General features: G+C 64.0%; 1 protein-coding gene. It reads right to left on the bottom strand.

Going from position 1 to position 303, the window contains the following annotated elements; all coding sequences use genetic code 11:
• The coding region (locus IB241_RS27380) for a DUF6531 domain-containing protein (protein WP_192301284.1) at positions 1 to 303 on the bottom strand (303 nt) is incomplete at both ends.

Here is a 303-nt window from a genome sequence, read left to right as displayed (position 1 = left end):
GCAAGGGCAACAGCGTCGAGCGGTTTTCATGATCGGTCCACACCACCGAATCACCGGAAACCACCAGCCGGTGGGCCAGCGCATGACTCCAGCCAAACCCCAGCCCGCAGTCCATTTCCACGGCACTGGTGCGATACAGCCGCGTCCACTCGAACGACAACACCCCGTCCAGCACACCGTCGGTGAGGGTCAGCAACTCTTCGCCGGTGACCATCGACACCGGGCAGCCATGGGTCGCGGTTTTATCCGCAGCCGCAGCGGCATCGCCGTTGGGGTTCTTGCCCGCAGCGGGCACATCATCGA

It is taken from the genome of Pseudomonas sp. PDM05, assembly GCF_014851685.1.
Lineage (GTDB): Bacteria > Pseudomonadota > Gammaproteobacteria > Pseudomonadales > Pseudomonadaceae > Aquipseudomonas.
The sequence above is the reverse complement of the archived record's forward strand: the minus strand, read 5'-3'. Positions and strand labels throughout refer to the sequence as shown.